Genomic DNA, 17,982 nt, shown 5'->3' on the forward strand with positions numbered 1-17,982 from the left:
CAAACTGTACGCAAGTTCTTGCGAGCGGTTCGAATGCCACGATGAATGTTTCTCATGTATGCAAAGCCGGGCGATCAACAGCGGCCTCATCCTTGGGCGATCGGCAACTTGCACGCCATGCCCAGTAGGCCAAGAGCGAAGAGGCACAAAGGATAGTGGCGCTAACGCTGAAGGTGCTTTGGTAGCCGCTGCCGTCGTAGAAGAAGCCGCCGATAGTGGCCCCCAAAGTGATCGCCAACTGGATGATGGCGACCATGAGCCCTCCGCCACGTTCGGCATCGTCGGGCAGCATCTTGCTTAGCCAGGTCCACCAGCCGACGGGCGCGGCTGTGCCGATCAACCCCCACCCGGCGAGCAGTGCCGCGACGGCCGGCACCGCCCCTCCGAACAAGATGAGTCCGGTTGCAATCAGCGCCATGAACAGCGGCATCGCGATCAGAAGACCGTAGAGCCTGTTCTTCAGGAGCAGACCGATGAAGGAGGTCCCCAGGAGACCGGCGATGCCCATGATCAGCAGCAGCGAGGAAAGCGTGGATACGCTCACGTGAGTGACCGCTTCAAGGAATGGGCGCACGTAGGTGAACAGCGCGAACTGCCCCATGAAGAAGAACGCGACTGCGATCATCCCAAGGCCGACCTTCGGCAAGCGAAGGATTCCGAACACGGAGCCCCTGCGGCTGTCGTCCGCGGCTGGCATCGAGGGGAGCGTGAGAAATTGCCAGGCCAGCGCGAGCGCGGCGAGCGGAACGACTGAAAAGAAGGCTCCGCGCCAGCCGATGTACTGACCGAGAAAGCTTCCCAACGGCGCGGCAATCGTCGTGGCCAACGCATTTCCGCCGTTGAAGATGGCCAGCGCCCGCGGGACCTGAGTTTCGGGAACGAGGCGCATCGCGGTAGCGGCCGACATCGACCAGAAGCCGCCGATGACGATCCCGATCAGCGCCCGCCCCGCCATGAAGATGGCCTCGTTCGGCGCGAGCGCGACAATCAGGCCCGACGCCACCATAACGACCGTGAGAGACAGCAGGACGGTCCGCCGGTCGATGCCGCGGGTCGCCCGCGAAATGAGCAGGCTCGCAAGAACGGCGAATATGCCGGAGACTGCGATGGCCTGGCCCGCTTGACCTTCGGTAATGTGGAGGTCCGCTGCGATCGGCGTCAGGAGACTGACGGGCATGAATTCGGACGCGATCAGCGTCGCGACGCAGAGAGTGAGGGCGAAGACCGCGCCCCATGCCGGCGCTTCTCGCTGGACGGCACCGTCCTCGAAAGTGGTTTCGCTTGTCATTCTAGCCTCGGAAACAAACTGCTCCGCACCCGGTCGGCCGGGTCCGGGCGGCGATCGGCCGCCGTTCTCAGATAGTTCCGCGCGAGGCCCGACAGCAGACTGGCGCTGTCGGATGTTCCGTTGAGAAGGATTCATCGATCGGAGGGGCCTCAGAGGCCTAGCGGTCGCAATTCCCGGACGAGATCGATGAAGAGCCGGAGCGCCGCCGGAACCTGCCGTCGGCTCGAGTAGTAGATGTGGAAGCCAGGCCCGAGGGGCGCCCACTCCTCCAACACAGTGCGCAGCGTGCCGTCCCGCAGGTCCTTGCGCACCATCGGCTCGGCCACGTACATGAGCCCCGCCCCGTCTCGGACGGCGACCAATCCGATCTGCCCTTGATCAACAGTCATCCCGCCCGGAACATTGATCTCGATCTTCTCGTCGCCGCGTTCAAACTCCCAGCGATAGATGCTCTCGTCCCCGATCCTGATCTTCACGCAGCGGTGAGATTGCAGGTCACCTGGATTCACCGGAGTGCCCATGCGGTCGAGGTAGGAAGGAGCCCCGACGACGAGCCAGGGGATATCGGCGGACAGACGCTGCGCGACCATGTCCTGCGGCACTGTGCCTCCGTACCGGATACCCGCGTCGTACCCGTTTTCGATGACGTCGATCATACGGTTGTTGACCGAGAACTCGATCTCGACCTCCGGGTACCGTTCCAGGAACGTGGCCATCACGGGTCCAACGAGAAACTCGGCAGCTTCCGTCGGTACGCTCAACCGCACCCGACCCATCGGCACGTCGCGAAAGCGGTTGAGAACGTCCAGGGCGCTGCCGATCTCGTCGAAGGGCTGCGCAAGCGCTGACTGCAACGCCTCGCCCGCGGCGGTAAGCGTTACGCTGCGGCTTGTCCGGTTGAGCAGTCGAACCCCAAGGCGCTCCTCCAGGCTGCGGAGCGCGTGGCTTAGAGCGGAGGCTCCGATGCCGAGTTCGATCGCGGCGCGTCGGAAATTCCGGTGCTTGGCAATCTCCAGAAAATAGGAGAGGTCGGCGAGGTCCGAGCGACGAAGCTGCATCTCAAGCGCGTGTGTCCGACGGCTGCCCGACTGCCGGGCGAGCAAGGGTCGAGGTTGGCCTATTGTCCGGCGGAGTCAACAATGCTCGGCGGCCGAGGCGCGGAATTGGACTTTCCCGGACTGACAGACGGGTGCTCACCGCAGTCCTTACAGCCCCCTATGGTCTCGCCCGCGCCGCCCGCGGGCGTTCCGGCTGCCGCCCGAGATGACGTCGGTGAGGTGCTAGATCGACGGCGGGGGCGGGACAGTTATGCATCGCAAAAATGGTCGGACGGGAAAGGCCCCGAACTGCCCCGACATCGCCGGACGTTGACGACCTTTTCAGCGGATCAGGTGGTACACACGGGTGGTCACAAAACTCGGCCGGGCTTTTTAGGAATCCTTGTTTTCTGCGGGTTTTGGCGCATTCTCGTCATTGGGGGAGAGATTCCCACTCTCTCCGCCACCGACTTTCAGCAGCGCAGAAGTCCTTCAAAAACGGCGGACCAAGCAGAACGTCTCGCGGCGGAGCTCACGCTGGTGCGACCAGAACTGATGTCCCACAATTCTGCAATTCGGGTTCGAGATCACAGCAACGCTGAAATCTATCGCACTCGCCACCTAGGTCCCGGCACACCATTGTACTCACGATAGCACAACGTTCCGTGCTGCCGATTGGACATTCATCCGGCTGCATCACCAACTGCACCCAAGCTCACCGAGGCGGGTTCAATTCGCCTGCAAGCCAACCGACCGCATCTGTCTTCATTGGATCCACAGAGAACGACGCCGTCTCGGTACGTTCGCAGGTAGAGCATTCGAACGTGCGCGTCTCGAATCCGGACTTGCCGCGAGAGATGCGCGCCAATGCCATCCGGTGTTTGCATACCGGACACATCGGCCGTTCATTGATACACGCAGTCATCCACTGCCCCCAAAGAATACTCATTTACCCCAATTACCCAATTCGATTTTCGAAACGACAAATGGTGAGTGCTAGGCAGCAGCCAAGTCATGCTGACTAGGGGTGAAGCAGCCTTCAATGTCGGTTGGGAGAGGAGTCGCGGCCAAATGCTCCCAGTATTCTGCCTCGGCGAGCAGTTTCCAGCTTCTGTCAGGATGAAGCGCGGCACTCTGCCGACAGAGCGCCGCCATCGCGCGCAAGCGCTGTGCGGTTTCCATTCCAGCCTCCCATGTTTTCCCCACCTTATTTTTTGTTTTTACGTTGGAGTCATTATGATTATGCGTCAGAACTAATTTTTGTTTTTTCCGACCGCGACTCGATACGCGCTTGCTGCGGTTGGCTTTCGTTTCGAGCGCCAACGCTGTTCATTTAGCGCAGACTGGACATTCGTCCTGGTTGAAGCCTTGTGCTCTGACGGACCACACGGCTCTGCCACGCCTTTTGGTGCACATGCGGTGCTCGCGAACGATACAGGGAAGGAATTTCGGCGCGGAGAGAAGGACCTCTTCAGCCCTGGCCTGATCACGCAGTTACGACTTGGAACGCGCGCTTGCTCCACCATCCGCGGTCGCCCCCAGGGGAAACGCCCCCAGAGCGTCCGCCATCGCAATTCTCAGCTGCGTTAAAGATCATTATGCCCGGACTTTTGACTCCCTCAAATGGAGCTGCGAGTCAGCTTTCATCATCATCGCCATCGTCGTCCTGATCGTCTTCGTCCGAATCGACGGCCATAGCTTCGATGTAGTCACGGCAGGCATCCCGCAGCGTGCAACCCGATGTCGGATCGTCAGGGAAAACCACCATCCCCCGGTCTTCCTTCCATAGATGGAAAAGGGCGATGTGAGCGACATGACGCTCGCGCGCGCTGCACGATATCCGTGCGGCTACACAACTCAGTTTCAGCGGTCGATAAGTTATCGTTCTTGTCGTTTGGAAAGCCGCCGCACCACTTAGCCTCGTGGTGGCCGGCACCACCCGTAAATTTCCCAAGTGCCGGCAACCAGGCGCAATGGTTAAGTTGCGACAGGTTTGAGCGCCGCATCATGAAAACACAAAAGCCAAAGCAATGGGCCGACCGCGAGGTCCAGCAACTGTCCAAGCTGGCCCGGGCAGGCGCTGGCGTATCGAAGATCGCAGCCGAGCTGGGCCGTCACGCAGGATCGGTGAGGCGAATGGCGCGAAGGATAGGGATACTGTTGAAGAAGTAGCCGTTGAGGAAGCTCGCATGCCTCGCGCGAATGATGGCATCACGGCTTTCCTCGTGACCGGTGAGGACACGAAGCACACCTCGATGTTCGAGTGGACGGTTCCTCCAGGTTTCGCCACCGGGCTGCACGTTCATCGGGTGCAGGAGGAGACGTTCTACGTCCTGGAGGGAGAATGCGACTGGCAGGTCGGGGACGAACGGGTGTGCGCCGCGGCGGGCACCTACCTGTTTGTGCCTCCCGGCGTGCCGCACAACATCGCCAACTCTACCGACAAGCCTGCGCGGGTCTTCATGACCGTATCGCCGCCCGGGCATGAACATTACTTCGCGGAGTTGGCGGAAACGGTGGCTCAGGGTGATGCGGCGGACCCGGACAAGATCGCGAGTTTGAGGGCGCGGTACGATACGGACCAGATCTCGGCGCTGAAAGGCTATGCCGTGAAGCCATGATTCAGGGGCGGCGGAGTCCTTAAGTCGTCGGAAGTCGCACGCTCGCCGCGGCGGAGGCCCTAAGCGAACTTTTCGCTTGGACCCGCGGTGGCCACGGATGCGCGCCAGCTCCTGCCAAATCAAAGCCAGACGGATGAGGCGTTGCCGCTCCGCCCCATTGGTCTCTACGGCGAGCTTCATCGCCCCCAGCGCCTGGCGCTCGAGGTCATAGTCGTCCTCCATCGAGAAGAAATGTAGTCATCAAGCGTGAACGTTCGTCGACGGGCAACCCCGTAGCAATGCGGCTCCCGGGTTTTTGCGGGTCCTGCGCTGTCCGCGGTGCTGCGCTCCGGAGCGACCATCGAAATGCGTTCACCCGCGGCAGGCTCGCACGCAACGAACCGTGAAGACACGACCTACGCTGACTTCCGCGCCCCAGCTGCCGGCTTCTTCGCCGGCTTCTTGCCGGCGATCGGCATCAGCATCTCCTTCTGGCCGGGTGCCGCCTTCCTCGCGGGCCGCGAATTTGAAGGCGGGCGAAGTGCCCGCCGCTGCCGGACGCACTACCGAAGTACCACGGCACTGCCGGATTCCGCTCGGGTTCTCAAAGGCCTGTTAGCCAAAGCCTGCATTTGCCTCAACCTCGGCCACGGTCGTTAGCAACTTTGAAGCTAAAAATGATGATCGTCATATCGAATGCACCCGAACAGGTGACACGGTCGTGGCATCACTCCATCAGGCGATACACCGCAAGCCCCTCTTGGTGGTCGGCGCCTTCCTGGCCGTCATGATGACGAGCGTCCTCGGCCTCGTTGCCTGGAAGGCGTCGGTGGCCCGTCAGGCGACCCTGGTCCGGGCAGAGGAGGATTTGGGCAATTTGGCCCGTTCGCTGGCCAGGCACGCAACCACTACCCTCAAGGCCCCTGATGTAGCCATGACCGGGTTGGCGGACTTGCTGAAGTACCAGAGCCCACTGCCTGAGCGGTTCAATCCCCACCTCGTCGCCACGACCCGCTCTCTGCCGCAGATCCGCGAGATCGGCGTTTTGAATGCGGAGGGTAACTGGCGTTACTCATCCTTCGCGCGTCTACCCGACCATAACAACTCCGATCGGGCGTACTTCGCGCAGCATCGAGACAATCCCAGCCCCAAGATGCTGCTGAGCGGGCCGATCATCTCCAGGACTAGCGGGCAACCATCCATCATCCTGTCGAAGCGGATCAGCACTCCAACCGGGGAATTCGCAGGTGTTGTGGTCGCTGCGATCGACTGCGACTACTTCAGCAATTTCTATTCGTCCTTTGGTGTCGGCGCTCAAGGCGGCATCAGCCTCCTGTCCACCGATGGAACAATGTTCGCTCGCTGGCCGGTGGTGGAAAGCGGCCGAAAGATCGCCGACACCGTTCTGTTCCAGAAGCGCACAAATGAAAGCCCCAGCGGGTCCTACAAGATCACCTCCCCGTTTGATGGTCTCACCAAATACATCGCATACGAGCTGGACGCCGAATACGCGGTGGTCGTGACGGTGGCGCGATCAGTGGACGAGGTGCTGGCCAACTGGCGGACCGATCTCATCTCGGATGCCATCGTAGCGGCCCTGCTGGTCGCAATCATCGTTGCTATGGCGGCGCTGTTGAGGAGCCAATTCAGCTTCAGGACCGGATTGGAACGGTCGCTGCGGGAGCGGGAGGCGCGTCTGCGTTTGTTGGCGGACAACATCGCCGACATCGTCATCGTGATGGACCGAAAGGGATACCTCCGCTACGTGTCGCCTTCGGTGGTGGCTGTGCTCGGGATGACCGAGAATGATTTCCTCGGCAGGTCGTGTCTCGACGTGGTCCATGACGACGACCGAGAAAAGGTCATGGCCGCGAGCCGAGAGGTGAAGCACGCGAGCGCCTCCAGCTCAGTTCGGTTTCGTATTCGGCGGGGAGATGGGACCATGGCTTGGTTGGAGGCGCACTTCAAGCTGGCCGAGCAGTCCCTCGGCGGCGAGCTGGAGATCGTCGGAACTCTTCGCGACATCACGAAGCAGAAGCGCCTCGAGGACGAGCTGTCATCAGCCAACCTTAGACTGGCGCAGCTCGCGACGACAGACGGTCTGACGCGGCTCGCGAACCGGCGCAGCTTCGATGCCTTCTTGCGGGAGGCCTACGCCAAACATGACACGCTATCGGTTCTCCTGATCGACATTGACCAGTTCAAGGGCTTCAACGACGCCCTCGGCCACCAGGCCGGGGACGGTTGCCTCCAGCGCATTGCCGAGGTGATCGGAAGCGCCACCGCGAAGACGGGAGGATTGTCGGCGCGGTATGGCGGCGAGGAGTTCGCGGTGATCCTGCCCGGCGTGAACGAAGAAAGGGCGGTGAAGGTGGCCGATGCGATTCGAATGTTGGTCGCTCGTTTGCAGATCCACCATCCGCGCTCGCCACGAAAGTACGTGACGATAAGCGTGGGCGTCGCCGAAAAGCGCGACGCCACCACGGATGAGTTGGCGCTCACCCGTGACGCTGACATCGCCTTGTACCACGCAAAGGAACAAGGCCGGGACTGCTCAATTGCAAGCTCTTCGCTCGTATCCTCGCGTCTGGAGATGCCGTCGCTGGTGCCCTCGCTGCCTGATCTGGAGGGTGCGCGATGAGAGCACCGGACAAGCGAGGGACACGGCGAGTTGCGTTCGAGCGGGCAATTCCAGCGAGCATGATGGCGATCGACGGAACGTGGCAGCGCGCTTGCACATTGCAGGACGTATCCGACAGCGGAGCCAAGCTGTTGATCGAGGGCTCGGTGGAGGGCTTGCGGTTGAACGAGTTCTTCCTGGTGCTCTCGTCGACCGGCCTTGCCTATCGCCGATGCGAACTCGCGTGGCTAAACGGCGGCGAAGTTGGCGTGACCTTCATCAGACAGGACTTCAGAGGACGAACGAAAGCCCAACCTGCTGGCACCCGCTGAACGAGCTGGATGGCGAAGAAAGCTTCCCCGGCTCACATGGGCCCAACGGCCGAAATCGCGGGACGACATCAGCAACATCGGAAACTTGATCCGCATGCCGTGCTCGAGCGGCCTCGCCGGCAGTCAAGGCGCAGACGCGGTCAGACACAGGGGTGGTAGCGCTCAGCTCAGAACCATTCGCCCGGGGTGTATTTGTCGACGATCAGAACAGAGAGGGACAATAACAGGCCCAAGCCACTAAACATCGCCACCGAGAGCGCGGTGTCGATGTCGGCGACCGATTTCGCGGACGCGCGAGGCAGCAGCCATGCAATTGCAGCGCTCATGTCACTCTCCGTTGAAGACAGCCAAGATCCGACGCACACCACAACAGCAGGCGTTCGTTTCAGAATGACTTCGTGGGATTAACGAAACGACTTCTCGATGCAGCGAAAAACGTCTGTCCTTAACGCGGATCGGGCCGCGTCCTGTTCTATTGCTTGACGAAACCCGCGCGAGACCTCGCGATCTAGGGGCCGGGTCATACCAGAACGCCGGCTTCAAGGGAAATCTCCTACTTTCCGCCGCGGGCGCAGCGGGCTGTCCGCCACTTCCGGGCGTCCCGTCGTGCAGCTGATCGTCGTCGCAACTGCTGCATTTCCTGCACGGCAGCTGTCGAGGTTAGATCAGACATTGGGAAGACACGGGGCAAACGGACTCGAATGAGCCTGGGCTGGCATCGGCTCACGAGTGCTGAGGTCGATCTCCACCTTTCTCGCTCCTATCCAATCGTAAGATGCTAGGCTTTGAGTAGTCGATCAGGTTTTCCCGTCAGGGGGCACATGCAACGGCGCGAATTCATTACGCTTTTGTGGGCATGGCGGCGACGCGGCCAGTCGCGGCACAAGCGCAGCAGCCGGCGAGACTATAGCGGATCGCCTTCGTTAGTCCGGCTCTCAAAGTGAGTGAAATGGGCCTGAGCGGTCCACCGCAATACCGCGCCTTTTTCGAGGAGCTGAGCCGCCTTGGCTACGTCGAGGGCCAAAACCTCGTGATTGATCGCTACTCGGGAGAAGGTCGACCAGAACGCTATTCCGAATTGGTTCGGGATGTGATCAACACACATCCCGACTTGATTTTAGCGGTGGCCGCACGTCTGTCGCTGGATTTTAAAATGGCGACGACGACAATTCCGATTGTGACGATAGTCAACGACCCAGTTGCCTTGGGACTTGTGGCCAGCATCGCGCGCCGGGCGGCAACATCACAGGCGTTACCATCGCGACGGAATTGGAACTCATTGGAAACGTATCGAGCTGCTGGTCGAGGCGCTGCCGGGACTGTCCACCCTCGGTTACCTTGTGTCGCGGTCGTACTGGGAAGACTTGAGAGGTTGCGGCAGCGCGCGAGGCAGCCAAACGAGCCGGTATTTCGCTGAAGGCTGCCCTGCTGGGCAGCGGCTTCTACCTGACAGAGTACCGGCGGGTCTTCAGATCGATGGAACAGACGCGCTCATGGTGTCAGACGAGGCCGAGCATCTCGCCACTGGCGCGGCTATTATTGAACTAGCGGCGACGGGCCGCATTCCCACAATGTACGCATACGGCGAGTACGTACGACTCGGTGGACTGATGGCTTATTCGATTGACTTACCAGAGACATTTCGGCGCCTCGCCACTCTCATCGACAAGGTTCTTAAAGGCAGCAGTCCCGGAGATGTCCCCTTCTACCGACCGACTAAATTCGAGCTGAGTATCAATCTCAAGACTGCGAAGGCGCTCGGGCTCGCACTGCCCGCGATACTGCTCGTCCGCGCCGGTCAAGTTGTCGAATGACGTGGCTCGTTGGCCCATCGGCGAAGTAGCGGCAGCCCTCCACGAGGTCCGCTCACCGAGGCATGGTGAGTAGATTGGCTCACGTTGAGTTCTTCGCCTTTTGGACCCATTGCAGATGTTCCGGTGAAGCCTCCATCTCACAAGTAATCGAAGCTCTGTCCCGGCAGCGCGTACCCATACCCCCTGAAGCCTTCGACCGTTTCCTCCCCGGGCAGATGGATTTTCTTCAGGGCGCGTCGGATTTTGCTGCCGAACAAGCCGCGCGGGATGCCCCGCACCAGAGGCGAGCTGGTTAGAGGGTTCAGATCTTTTCGGATGCTGTGTGGCGGCTTCCCTTGTTGCACCCCGACTCTTGGACCTGCCGTGCGATGGCAAATCCGAACGTGTGTCGCGGGGATTTCTGCAATACTCAGTTCCGAAATCTTGCGAGCTGTAGTGTGCTACCCGAGCTGGAGACAACGACAAACGTATCAAAGCGAAGCCGAGAGCAAGCGCGCTGTCGAGTACTAGCTTGTGGTTGCGGGCATAAAGCACCGAATTCCGAGGCCATCAAAGCTATTCAGCGGCCACACCATGGTCGCACCGGCGCGGTTTGGCTCGGCAATTACTGCATCGTCAGGAACATCGACCCAACTGCCATTTAGGCGCACCCGATAATGGCCATCTCTGGAATCCCAATCCGAATCGGCGACTATCTGGCCGTCCGCAATCGAACAACATCGTCCCTTGCCGCTGGCGAGTTGATCAAACCAATGTTTGAGGCCCGAGTCGTTGTATCGGTTATCCAAGTCGCGCGCCTTTACACTGCCAATCAAAAGCACCGCTACTATGCCTACGACGAATTCTCGCGCGGTTGTTTTCATTTTCCATGACCCATTGCTCCCCAGTGGCGCATTTACCGCTACCAGAGAGGCGAAATAGTGGTCGTAGAGATAGTGCGGCTCGGATCTTGATTGAGAAACAACCTGGCCGCCACCGCGAGCCGTGCCGCTGACGCAGCGCCCCTGAAAGCGAGCGTCGTTTTCCACGCGGAACACTTTCACACGTGCCGCCCAAAGTTTGGCAGCTGAAACGATGGACGAGGACGTTGGGGGCTTAGTGGCGGAGCCATGCAGGCCAGGCATTCGCGCGAGGCCTGCTGGATCAATCAGATTCCGCCGACCTCCTGCCTCGGGACGCGGGTCTGCTCTTGCCGGCGGACGCAACCCACCAGCGAAGGACCCGGAAGGATAGAACACCGGAAGGTCGACGGCTCACATATCGCAAGCCTCTCTGTCGGCGTTAGGGTCGCCTCAGCTCGAGCCGAAAGGAGGGACCCCATGGGCCAGAAGAAATGGCGACTTTCAAGCCCCGCGGCCTTTCCTTTCTCGCGGTTCTACAGCGTATTCGGCGTCCTGAGTTCGCAGCGACCGGAGCTCTTCCTTCAGCTGTTGCTCCGCTTCCCAATAGAATTCTTGATCGCGCCCTTCGGGCATTCCGGCCTGCTGCCATAGCTGATACGCGCGGCGCTCAATGTCCTTTTTAGTTGGAGGACTTGCCATGTGCATTACTCCTGATGAAGCTAACTGTGGCTTGATTCCGTCATGCCGTACCATCAAACGGTTGGAATGGCAGTCGTCCGGACGACGGCTATGGCCGATGCCGCACCCATAAACGCCTGCTGGGCACTTCACCATGACCAAGAGGAACAGCTGTGGATTGAGCCATCGCTCGGCGCTCAGCGTGAGCCGTCTACACTATGACGCGACGGCACCTGTGCCGCCCGAGTTTCCTACCCAAACCGATACGTGCGCAAGCTGGTACCGATCGTCAGTGATGCAGCGCCGCGAAATTGCCGATGCCAGGGTCGATTTCTCTGGCATGCGACCCATAGACTTAGCTGGCTATCAGATTGTTCCAGTCAGATCGCTTGAGGCTCTGGAGGCCGTTTCTCAAACTCAGGATCGTTGATGCGAGTTCGGTTGCCGGGACCGGACGGCTGAACAAGTAACCTTGCGCCTCGTTGCATCCTTCGGCCTTCATCTGGTTCAACTGCTCAATCGTCTCTACGCCTTCCGCCGTCGTCGTCATGCCGAGGCTCTTTCCGAGGCTGGTGATGGCGCGGACGATCAATTTCGATCCCTTTGTCGCCGTCGCGTCGCGGACGAACGATTGATCGATCTTGAGTTTGTCAAAGGGGAAACTGCGCAGATAGCTGAGCGAGGAGTAGCCGGTACCAAAATCATCCAACGCGATGCGCAGCCCCCGCGCCTTCAGCTCGTGCAGCGTCGCAATGGTTTCGCTGCTGTTGCCAAGCAGAACTGATTCCGTGATTTCGAGCTCGAGCCGGTGCGGCGCCAGCGCCGAAACCTCGAGGGCGTTTGCGATGACGGCCGCGAGCCGTGGATCACGAAACTGAGTGGCCGAGACATTGACCGCAATCTTGAGCTCGTTCGGCCAACTCGCCGCCTGCTCGCAGGCGCGATTGAGCACCCATTCCCCAAGCGGTGTGATGAGGCCAATTTCTTCGGCGACAGGAATGAACTGGTCGGGCGGCACCAGCCCTCTTTTGGGATGTCGCCAGCGCAAGAGTGCCTCAAAGCCGCTGATCCGGTCCATCCGCAAGTCATAGATGGGCTGGTAGAACAGATCGAATTCGTCCTTGTCCATGGCCGCACGCAGGTCGGTTTCGAGCGCGCGGCGGTTTTGTAGGCTCGCATCCATGGCCGGCTCGAAAAACCGCCACGTTCCCCTGCCGTCCATTTTGGACCGGTACAACGCCATGTCGGCATTTTTCAGCAGCGCTTCGCGTGTCGTGCCGTCACCCGGTGCCAGGGAAATTCCGACGCTGCAGCCGACGACGACCTGATGTCCGTTCAGCTCGTAGGGCGCCGCGACACGCTCGACGATACGTCGGGCCAGATGCACAGCATCTTCAGCGTTGTGGACTTCAGATTGGATGAGCGCAAACTCATCGCCCCCCAAACGCGCAACCGTATCACCCTCTCGGACGCAGGCACTCAATCGCGCCGCGACAGCGCAAAGCAGCCCATCACCCACCGGATGGCCCAGCGTATCATTAATCTGTTTGAACTTATCCAGATCAATACAGAACACGGCAAAGCCTGCACCTCGAACAGCCGCTGCGACAGCCTGTTCAATCCGTTCAGCGAACAGAGTCCGGTTTGGCAATCCAGTCAGAGCGTCGTGCCGCGCCATGAAGGCGATTTGAGATTGAGCCCGCTGTTGTTCGGTGACATCTTCACAACTGATGAGCCAGCCGCCATCGGATGTGGAGCGATGAGCGATGGAGACAACGCGTCCGTCGCTGAGCTGCTGGAGGTAGTTGCCGCCATTGCGAGCCAAGAGCTCCTCGCCTTCTGCCAGAAGATTGGCCACCGTCTGGCTGCCATGATTTCCGGCGGCAACACTCAGGCGGAGCACGTCCTCGAACGTCATCCCTAGACGCACAAGCTCCGGCGAAATATCAAAGATTTCGCAGAAGCGCCGGTTGACGACCTGCAGCCGTCCTTCTCCGTCATAGAGACAGAGTCCCTGCGACATGTGCGTCAGCGCCGCATCCAGTCTCAAATTGGTCGCATGCAGCTCCGCCTTCTGCTGCTTCAAACCGCTAATGTCGCTGTAAACAAGGATGACGCCGCCCTCCTGGGTCGGGCTGCGGCTGACCCGCAGCCATCTTCCATCCGGGAGTTGGGCCTCGCTCTCCACCCCGTCCGCCTCGTTAGCGTTCTCTGGCAGCATGAATTCCGTTGAGTGCTGGGCGGTGGGCGCCCGTGCCATCCGCAACGGATCGACAAGCTGCGGAGAGCAGCGAATGAATTCGCTCGCTCTGGAATTGGCCAGCGCGACCTGGCCGTTTTGGTCGAGGAGGACGACGCCCTCACGGGAGTGCTCGAGCGCATCGGAAAGCCGCGCCTGCGCCGAACGTCGCTGCGCCACCTCTCGGTCGACCATCGCCTTAATGTTGTCCCGCATTCTGCCCATAGCAGTCAGGAGCGTACCGAGCTCGTCACCGCCGCCCTCCGGAATGCTCGTGTTCAAATCGCCGTCGGCGATGCTCTTGGCCGCTTTGGACGCGATGGCGACAGGACCAATGATCCGCCGCGCCAACAGCCAGGAGAAAAGACCGGACAGAAGAAGGGCAATGGTCAGCCCGGCGGCGTTGAATTGTACATCCCGGTTGATCGCGGCAAGCGCCCGCTGGCGAAACAGAAATCCATCGCCGGCCGTATAGTTCACCAGCAATTCAATCTGCTGATTTACCGTGTTGGAATACGGATCAGCACCGTTGATCTCACGACCGCTCGCTTCGATCTTCCCAGCGTCGTCAGCAAATCTTTGAAATTGACGTCGATGAAGCGCGGTCCATGCATTTGCCGCCTCCTGCACTTTGGCGGCTGCTTGTGCGGCTCGCGAGGACTGTGATCGCTCGGCCGCTATGGTGACGTCTTCAGAAAGTGACTTGGCCAGTTCGTCAATTTCGGCGTCGAGCCTTGCATGGACCGCCGGGTCTTTTGTGAGAAGCCGTTGTGCAGATGCCACGCGCATGGCGGCGAAATCGGCGCCGGCCGCCCGCGCATAGTTGATCGACATCAATGATTCGTCGAAGGTTTTCGCAACCAAGTCGCCAGCGTGCCGGATGCCGAGGCTGGCATATCCTCCCAACGCTGCCGCAATCGCGCTCATCGCAAGGCAGAAGATCAAGATCCCGGTTCTAATCGAACCGCGCGCGACAAGCCGCGACAACCGAGCGATTATCGACCGGAAGGTCTCGACGACCGCTTTCGGCGCAACGCTGCCGACGAAAGGACCCATCACAGTGTCTTTCGCTGTAAACACCTAATAGCAAACATACCGCGCGGAGGCAGCCAGCCGCCCGCCTAAAATTTCCCTAGTAATGACTGCAAGGGATGCGGAAATCGTTAAGATCAACCTGTGATAAGCTTAGGAGTACTCACGTGGCTCGGCAGATCCGAGCCCGGACGGATTCTTGGTAAAGTTGAAGTTTTCAGCGGGGTTGAAATTATGGCGAGGCTTTTCCCATTGCGTACGGGCGAGCTCGGTTTTCAGATCACGGCCGCAATTATGGCGGGACTGTTCGCGGGAGCCGCTTTGGCCGCGGCCCCTTACACGATCTCGCAAAAGGATCGAGAATTCAGGCCGAGAGAGATCATCATCAAGAGAGGCGAGACTTTACGGTTCGTTAACGACGATGGCGAGCTCCTACACCACGCCTATTTGAGCGCAGGTAGCTTTGATTTCGATACCGGAGATCAGCAGCCGGGCAGCCAAGTTGAGGTGGTTTTTTCTGTGCCTGGTGACTACACTGTGCTGTGCGGCATTCATCCCAAGATGAAGCTCGGCGTGCACGTGACCAAGTAACGGGCCTAGAGAATCGTCGTGTTGAAGATCGCGGCGTGGCCAACATAATAGGCGAACAGCGTGACCGTCAGCGCCGCGCATAGTCCTGCCGGGGCGAGCAGTGGGGCGCGATAGTCTGCCTGGGCCTGCCGGGTGTCGGAAATGATCGTAATCAGGACGACGATGATCGCCGAATGCCCGATGACATCGAGCTTGCCGAATTCGAAGCACGCGCTGATAAACATGCCGAGCAACATGGCCGCCGCAACCCGCCGGACCAGCGGCGTCCAGGCCAAGGCAAAAGCGAGGGTAAACTCGACCATGCCCGCGGCGCGCATGTAGAACTCGTTATTGAATCCAAGCGTGATGCCGGGGTGCTCGATCAGGAGCGGAAAACTCCACTCCGGATAGGCCCACTTCTCGATCGACGCCCACATCAACGTGACGGAGGTCGCATACCGCACCACGTCGAGCGCCGAAACGCCGAACAGATCCTTTTGCAGTCCGGTGAGAGCGAGGTAGGCCGCAACCCCCAGAAAGATCGGATAATCGGCCAGATGGAAGGTGCCGTAGTCGCGTACCGCGACCGCGAACAACACTGCGATCCCGGCCGCGGACAGGGGCATGGTGCGACGCGACAGCAGGCCGGCGGCGATGACGAGCTGCAAAGGCCCGACCAGCGGGGACGTCGTTTTCAATTCGGGGGTCAGGATGATACCTCCGACCGCCCAGAGCGAGATGAAGAAAAACCCGCAGACGGCGCGCATCATCAGCTCGGTGTGCAGCTCCAGGCTCTGCGCGAAGCGGTTTAGCGAGCGGGCAATCAGCTCGCCCAGAGAGGTCCGCTCGACCACACAGCCGGAAAACAACCAGAGCAAGGCAACGCCCAGGAGGAGCTCAAAATCCTGGCACAGAACGTTCTCGAGGCCCCGCGGCTGGCCCGCAGCGTCATAGGCGCAGAACCATTTGACATGCGCGGCGGCCTCTTCAGTCCCCAGGATCCAGAAGCAGAATCCGGCGATGGACGAGGCAAACAGGTAGATTCCTCGGGATGCCGATACGGCACCTCGTCCCAGAGACCTGAACATTTCAAAAAACCGCCCGTCTTAAAAGCACAGCCTTAACGATCTATTCACCTTAGCATAGATTTTAAGGTTTGTGGCGCCTGTCGCATCGACCGGTTGTTTACTGGTTAATGGGGCTGCGCAGGATTGGAGGCGCCCCGCACAAATCCTTCACATTTTAAGGATTTCGAGGACGGGCCTTCAATCCGAGGGGCGTACTGAACGGGGAACAAGCGGATGATTGGAGCAGTCCATGTTCGGAGCGCTAAGTGCGGCAGGTGTGACGGTGGGCGCGGTGCTGGCCCGTGGCGCAAAGCGGTACGCCGTGCGTACAGAATCCCTGGAGGCTTGGACAGGCGCCCTTCTTATCCTCGGCTTGGGCCTGTTCGGGTCGGCATTGCCGCACCTCTATTGAGGCCCTTCCCGGCCGCCCGATATCAGGGAGTTCGTTGTCCGGGCACCTCAGGGAAAGGCACGGTTGGGGACGAGGCGGTAAGCGTTTGAAGAAAGGCGATCAGATCGGACTTTTCGTCCGCCGTAAGGAATAGTGGCCGGATCGAAGGCGATCGGCTCGGACGATCCATTCCACCCTTGTCATAGAGTTCGATCACCTGTTCGAGCGTTGCCAGCGATCCGTCGTGCATATAGGGCGCGCGACGCGCGACATCGCGCAAGGTCGGCGTCTTGAACGCGTATCGCAGCTTTTGGGATGTCGGAAACAGTCGGCCGCGCCCGATATTATCATCCGTCGCGGTGCCGATATCCTGGAACGATCCATCTGTAAAAGATGGCCCACTGTGGCAGCTTGAGCAGCGTGCTTTGCCGTTGAAAATCTCAAAGCCGCGTTTTGCCGGTGCGCTGATCGCGGCTTCATCGCCCATGATCCAGCGATCGAATGGCGACTCGCCAGCGACAATGGTGCGTTGAAAGGTCGCCAGGGCAGCTTCGATCCTGGGGCGCGTAATCGCACTGTCTCCGAACGCCGTTGCGAATGCATCACCATAGGCCGGTGCGGCGGACAGACGGTCGATCAACTCCACTTCCGTCAGGTTCATGTTCGCCCGGCCAGTGATCGGACCAAAGGTGACGGCCTCGATATCCCTGAATTTTCCGTCCCAGCCCAGCGGTTCACTGAAGGCCACATCGATCAGAGTAGGCGAACGCAACGGCAGACCCTTCGGGTCCTCCCCAATCGCACGCGAGCGGCCATCAGCCCACGAAAGCGACGGATTGTGGCAAGTCGCACAGGAAACTGTACGGGACCTTGAGAGCAGTGGATCGAAGAACAGCTGCTGGCCAAGAGCGGCTTTGACCGCGGAGTAGGGATTGTCCTCGGGAAAAGGAACGGTCGTCGGCCGACGATAGCTGGCACGGATCTCCGCAGCCTCGCCCGATTTCGCGGTAGACCACCAGGCAAAACGCTGGCCCAGCGGCAAAAACGACGCAAGCAAAGCCAGGCTGACCCAGACCTTCATTGGCTCCTCGGACGGAAATACCGGATCTGTATATGAAGTGTTAGTCAACGAAGCTTTAATGAATGCCGGCGAATTCAAGCGGGGTGCGGACACTAACCAAAGACGATGACCGCAAAAGCGCTGGAAGAGGCGACTTGATCATGCTTGGCCCCGTCCTCGCGACATGCCAAGACCTACCGGTGTATCCCGGACGCGGTCAGGCTATATACCCAGACCGACAGCCAGAACGTCAAGGCATCCGCCACCTACACCGCCAACAACGGCGGCGGCAAGGGATCGACGGTGACGATGACGGCGTCGGGCGAAATCAAGAGCCAGTTCATGCAGATTGCCGGCTTTCCAACCCTCGACTTCAGCGTCGGCTCGACCTCGACCTGGGGGAACAACCTGC

At 60.0% G+C, this 17,982-nt stretch carries 17 protein-coding genes and 1 pseudogene; 9 read left to right on the forward strand and 9 right to left on the reverse strand.

From position 1 onward, the window contains the following. Positions 1–52: 52 nt before the first annotated feature. The 4 genes from IVB42_RS05005 to IVB42_RS41990 form a co-directional block, all read right to left on the reverse strand. Entirely contained in the window at positions 53–1,288 is a 1,236-nt protein-coding gene (locus IVB42_RS05005) for an MFS transporter (RefSeq protein ID WP_247395293.1), read from the reverse strand. A gap of 149 nt (positions 1,289–1,437) precedes the next feature. Continuing rightward, complete coding sequence (locus IVB42_RS05010) at positions 1,438–2,346, reverse strand: LysR family transcriptional regulator (protein WP_247395294.1); 909 nt, start codon at positions 2,344–2,346, stop codon at positions 1,438–1,440. 975 nt (positions 2,347–3,321) lie between these two features. Then, on the reverse strand, positions 3,322–3,648 hold the full coding sequence (locus tag IVB42_RS05015; protein WP_247469797.1) for a hypothetical protein: 327 nt from the start codon (positions 3,646–3,648) through the stop codon (positions 3,322–3,324). Positions 3,649–3,961: 313 nt separating this feature from the next. Then, entirely contained in the window at positions 3,962–4,093 is a 132-nt protein-coding gene (locus IVB42_RS41990; RefSeq protein ID WP_256467782.1) for a hypothetical protein, read from the reverse strand. Positions 4,094–4,514: 421 nt separating this feature from the next. Here IVB42_RS41990 and IVB42_RS05020 point away from each other — a divergent pair, with 421 nt between their 5' ends. The 4 genes from IVB42_RS05020 (at position 4,515) to IVB42_RS05035 (ending at position 7,877) form a co-directional block, all read left to right on the forward strand. After that, on the forward strand, positions 4,515–4,946 hold the full coding sequence (locus IVB42_RS05020; RefSeq protein ID WP_247395296.1) for a cupin domain-containing protein: 432 nt from the start codon (positions 4,515–4,517) through the stop codon (positions 4,944–4,946). Positions 4,947–5,291: 345 nt separating this feature from the next. After that, the gene (locus IVB42_RS42140; protein ID WP_276017420.1) at positions 5,292–5,585 is read left to right on the forward strand and encodes a hypothetical protein; all 294 of its coding nucleotides are present in this window, start codon (positions 5,292–5,294) and stop codon (positions 5,583–5,585) included. 61 nt (positions 5,586–5,646) lie between these two features. Then, positions 5,647–7,566, forward strand: a complete 1,920-nt coding sequence (locus IVB42_RS05030) for a diguanylate cyclase (RefSeq protein WP_247395297.1) — start codon at positions 5,647–5,649, stop codon at positions 7,564–7,566. Then, positions 7,563–7,877, forward strand: coding sequence for a PilZ domain-containing protein (locus tag IVB42_RS05035; protein ID WP_247395298.1), 315 nt, complete (start codon positions 7,563–7,565; stop codon positions 7,875–7,877). Before IVB42_RS05030 ends, IVB42_RS05035 begins: the two co-directional genes overlap by 4 nt. 167 nt (positions 7,878–8,044) lie before the next feature. Here the strand turns inward: IVB42_RS05035 and IVB42_RS05040 are convergent, their stop codons facing one another. Continuing rightward, positions 8,045–8,203: a hypothetical protein gene (locus IVB42_RS05040; protein ID WP_247395299.1), complete on the reverse strand. Its 159-nt coding sequence runs from the start codon at positions 8,201–8,203 to the stop codon at positions 8,045–8,047. Between the two features lie 623 nt (positions 8,204–8,826). Between IVB42_RS05040 and IVB42_RS05045 the strand changes: the two genes are divergently transcribed. Then, complete coding sequence (locus IVB42_RS05045; RefSeq protein WP_247395300.1) at positions 8,827–9,294, forward strand: ABC transporter substrate binding protein; 468 nt, start codon at positions 8,827–8,829, stop codon at positions 9,292–9,294. 76 nt (positions 9,295–9,370) lie between these two features. Further along, positions 9,371–9,691 (forward strand): ABC transporter substrate binding protein, encoded by a 321-nt coding sequence (locus tag IVB42_RS05050; RefSeq protein ID WP_247395301.1) that lies wholly within the window; start codon positions 9,371–9,373, stop codon positions 9,689–9,691. 506 nt (positions 9,692–10,197) lie between these two features. Here the strand turns inward: IVB42_RS05050 and IVB42_RS05055 are convergent. Next, entirely contained in the window at positions 10,198–10,554 is a 357-nt protein-coding gene (locus IVB42_RS05055) for a hypothetical protein (protein ID WP_247395305.1), read from the reverse strand. Between the two features lie 456 nt (positions 10,555–11,010). Between IVB42_RS05055 and IVB42_RS42190 the strand changes: the two genes are divergently transcribed. Then, positions 11,011–11,184 carry a hypothetical protein gene (locus tag IVB42_RS42190; RefSeq protein ID WP_346658549.1) on the forward strand — a complete coding sequence of 58 codons (174 nt, stop codon included), beginning with the start codon at positions 11,011–11,013 and terminating at the stop codon, positions 11,182–11,184. A gap of 382 nt (positions 11,185–11,566) precedes the next feature. On the opposite strand, the gene IVB42_RS05065 is transcribed toward IVB42_RS42190, so the two are convergent. Beyond that, on the reverse strand, positions 11,567–14,506 hold the full coding sequence (locus tag IVB42_RS05065; protein ID WP_247369527.1) for an EAL domain-containing protein: 2,940 nt from the start codon (positions 14,504–14,506) through the stop codon (positions 11,567–11,569). A gap of 210 nt (positions 14,507–14,716) precedes the next feature. On the opposite strand from IVB42_RS05065, the gene IVB42_RS05070 reads away from it, so the two are divergent. Further along, positions 14,717–15,073, forward strand: coding sequence for a methylamine utilization protein (locus IVB42_RS05070; RefSeq protein ID WP_247369529.1), 357 nt, complete (start codon positions 14,717–14,719; stop codon positions 15,071–15,073). 5 nt (positions 15,074–15,078) lie between these two features. On the opposite strand, the gene IVB42_RS05075 is transcribed toward IVB42_RS05070, so the two are convergent. Together IVB42_RS05075 and IVB42_RS05080 are read right to left on the reverse strand one after the other, a co-directional pair. Next, the gene (locus IVB42_RS05075; protein ID WP_247369531.1) at positions 15,079–16,140 is read right to left on the reverse strand and encodes a hypothetical protein; all 1,062 of its coding nucleotides are present in this window, start codon (positions 16,138–16,140) and stop codon (positions 15,079–15,081) included. A 413-nt stretch (positions 16,141–16,553) separates the two neighbouring features. Then, positions 16,554–17,591 (reverse strand): cytochrome c peroxidase, encoded by a 1,038-nt coding sequence (locus IVB42_RS05080; protein ID WP_247369533.1) that lies wholly within the window; start codon positions 17,589–17,591, stop codon positions 16,554–16,556. Between the two features lie 144 nt (positions 17,592–17,735). Here IVB42_RS05080 and IVB42_RS05085 point away from each other — a divergent pair. Further along, positions 17,736–17,982 (forward strand): annotated as a pseudogene (locus IVB42_RS05085) (hypothetical protein); the annotation flags it as partial.

Source organism: Bradyrhizobium sp. 45, from assembly GCF_023073155.1.
GTDB classification, from domain to species: Bacteria; Pseudomonadota; Alphaproteobacteria; order Rhizobiales; family Xanthobacteraceae; genus Bradyrhizobium; species Bradyrhizobium canariense_D.